The sequence below is a fragment of the Nocardioides sp. genome, from assembly GCF_035429765.1.
GTDB lineage: Bacteria > Actinomycetota > Actinomycetes > Propionibacteriales > Nocardioidaceae > Nocardioides.
In genome coordinates this window covers 1-2,912 of the sequence record NZ_DAOMFK010000282.1, presented here as the reverse complement: position 1 = coordinate 2,912, position 2,912 = coordinate 1, and the positions used below count along the sequence as shown (strand labels likewise).

At 72.6% G+C, this 2,912-nt stretch carries 4 protein-coding genes; all 4 read left to right on the top strand.

Going from position 1 to position 2,912, the window contains the following annotated elements; translation table 11 throughout:
• Nucleotides 1-1,433 (top strand): phage tail sheath family protein (locus tag PLP61_RS16175; protein ID WP_324503793.1); only part of this gene is annotated, 1,433 nt, incomplete at its 5' end.
• Between the two features lie 12 nt (nucleotides 1,434-1,445).
• Nucleotides 1,446-1,970, top strand: coding sequence for a phage tail protein (locus tag PLP61_RS16170; RefSeq protein WP_324503792.1), 525 nt, complete (start codon nucleotides 1,446-1,448; stop codon nucleotides 1,968-1,970).
• A gap of 15 nt (nucleotides 1,971-1,985) precedes the next feature.
• Entirely contained in the window at nucleotides 1,986-2,708 is a 723-nt protein-coding gene (locus tag PLP61_RS16165; RefSeq protein WP_324503791.1) for a hypothetical protein, read from the top strand.
• Nucleotides 2,705-2,912: hypothetical protein (locus PLP61_RS16160; RefSeq protein ID WP_324503790.1), on the top strand; the 208-nt coding region annotated here is incomplete at its 3' end. The genes PLP61_RS16165 and PLP61_RS16160, both read left to right, overlap by 4 nt.

Sequence of the window (2,912 nt, the reverse complement as noted above, 5' to 3'; positions counted from 1 at the left end):
CCTGCCGCGCGAAGGCCGACACCTACACCACCGACCCGGACAAGTCCGCGGCCGACGCAGTGGCCGACGCAGCCGAGGCCGCCAGCACCGTCTCGGTCGCCAGCGTCACCGACGCCGCCAACGACGCCGTCGCCGGCGCCACTCCGCACGACCGGGCGAGCCTCGACGTCGGCATCGACCTCGAGGCGGTCAGCCCGGGCGCCTGGGGCAACCAGCTGCGGGCGCGGGTCGACCACGACGTCGCGGGCGGCGCGGCGGACCTGTTCAACCTCGCGGTGCGCGACGGGCTCACCGGCCTGGTGGAGCAGCACCGCAACCTCTCGGTCGCGCCGGGGCACGTCCGCCGCGTCGACAAGGTGCTGGCCAACGAGTCGCGCCTGGTGCGGGTGGCCGATCCTTCCGCGCTGCCCGCGACCCGACCGGCCGCATCTGCAGACCTCGCCACCGGCCAGAGCGACGTGTGGGCCGACCACCAGCCCGCCACGAACGCGAAGGTCGAGGGGTCAGGCTTGGGGTCCGACGGCGGCCTGCTGGAGGCCATCGACTTCACCGGTCCGGGCAAGGAGCAGGCGAAGGCCGGGCTGTACGCCCTGCGCAAGGCCGACCTGTTCAACCTGCTGTGCCTCCCGCCGTACCTCGAGGGCGGCGACGTCGACCAGACCGTGGTGACCGCCGCCGCGGCGTACTGCGAGAAGCGCCGGGCCATGCTGCTGGTCGACCCGCCGACGACATGGGTCGACAAGGACGCGGCGAAGGCAGGGGTGGCCGGGCTCGGGACGACGAGCAAGAACGCCGCCCTGTACTTCCCGCGGCTGCGTCAGCCCGACCCGCTGCGCGGCGGTCAGGTCGACGCCTTCGTCCCGTGCGGCGCCGTCGCCGGCGTGATGGCCCGCACCGACACCGAGCGCGGCGTCTGGAAGGCACCGGCCGGGATGGCGGCGACGCTGGTCGGCGTGCCCGAGCTCAGCGTCCCGCTGACCGACGCGGAGAACGGCGAGCTGAACCCGCTCGGCGTCAACTGCCTGCGGACGATGCCGGCCGCCGGCCGTGTCGTGTGGGGTGCCCGCACCCTGCAGGGCGACGACCGGCTGGCCTCGGAGTGGAAGTACGTGCCCGTCCGGCGGACCGCGCTGTTCATCGAGGAGAGCCTCTACCGCGGCACCCAGTGGGTCGTGTTCGAGCCGAACGACGAGCCGCTCTGGGCGCAGATCCGGCTCAACCTCGGGTCGTTCATGCACAACCTGTTCCGCCAGGGCGCGTTCCAGGGCCGCACGCCGCAGGAGGCCTACTTCGTGCGCTGCGACAAGGACACGACCACCCAGAACGACATCGACCTCGGCATCGTCAACATCCTGGTCGGCTTCGCCCCGCTCAAGCCCGCGGAGTTCGTCGTGATCACGATCCAGCAGCTCGCCGGGCAGATCCAGGCGTAGGAGGGGCGAGAGATGGCTCAGTTCAGTGTGAACGCCCAGCGTTTCGACCCCTACAAGAACTTCAAGTTCCGGGTGAAGTGGGACGGGCGGTACGTCGCGGGCGTCAGCAAGGTGGGTGGCCTCAAACGGACCACGGAGGTGGTCAAGCACCGCGAGGGGGGCGACCCGTCGAGCAGCCGGAAGTCGCCGGGCCGCACCGAGTACGACGCGATCACCATCGAGCGCGGCGTCACCCACGACCGCGACTTCGAGCAGTGGGCCAACAAGGTCTGGAACTTCGGGTCCGGTCTCGGCGCGGAGGTCTCCCTCAAGGACTTCCGCAAGGACATCACGCTCGAGGTCTACAACGAGGCCGGCCAGCTGGCGATCGCCTACAAGGTGTTCCGCTGCTGGGTGTCGGAGTACCAGTCGCTGCCCGACCTCGACGCCAACGCCAACGCCGTGGCCATCCAGCACCTCAAGCTGGAGAACGAGGGCTGGGAGCGCGACTACGACGTGCCCGAGCCGAGCGAGCCCACGTTCACCGAGCCCACCTGATCGGTCGGCGTCGACATGGGGGCACCGACGGTGGACGCGCTCATCGACGCGTGGGAGCAGGGTCTGGGCGCGTCGCCGACGCGGCGCGCCCTCGTCCTGCTTCGCGCCGCGCACCCGGGTGCCTCGGCCGACGAGCTGGCGGGGCTGACGCTCGGCGAGCGCGACGTCTCGCTGCTGAAGCTGCGCGTGACGCTCTTCGGCGACCACATCGAGGCTCTCGGCAGCTGCCCGGCGTGCGACGAGGAGCTCGACGTGTCCTTCGACGTGTCGCGACTGCTGGGGTCGCTACCGCCTGCCGGGACAGTCGTGCGGGAGATGGTCATGGACTCCTGCGCCGCGACCGTGCGCCCACCGACCAGTGCCGACGTCCTCGCCGTGCTGGGCGAGGGGACGCTCGAGAACGCCGGTGCGCGGCTGCTGGAACGGTGCGTGACGCGGACCGCCGGCTCGACGGACGGAGGCGCGCCGGCGGCCCTGCTCGACCGGGTGGCCGAGGAGGTCGTGGCCGCCGACCCCGCCGCCCGGATCCAGCTCGGGCTCGCGTGCGCGGAGTGCGGGCACACCTGGTCCGAGGTGCTCGACGTCGCCGGGTTCGTCTGGAGCGAGGTCGCCGCCTGGGCGCGGCGCACCCTGCGCGACGTGCACCTGCTGGCGCGTGCCTACGGGTGGCGGGAGGCCGACATCCTGGCGCTCACCCCCCGCCGCCGGGCCGCTTACCTGGAGCTGGTGACGGGATGACCGCCGCGCTGCCCGACCTCTTCACCACGCTCGTCGCGCGCGAGGCAGGGGCTCTGGCCGGCCTCGTGCCACGCCTGCCGACGGTGTTCGAGGACGTGCCCACCTCGGACGGCCCCGAGCCGGCCGGAACCGTCGCGGTGACGCCGACCCAGGCCACCGCGCCCCGGGTCGAGCCACCGTCAGCGGCGGCACCCACCGCCCGGC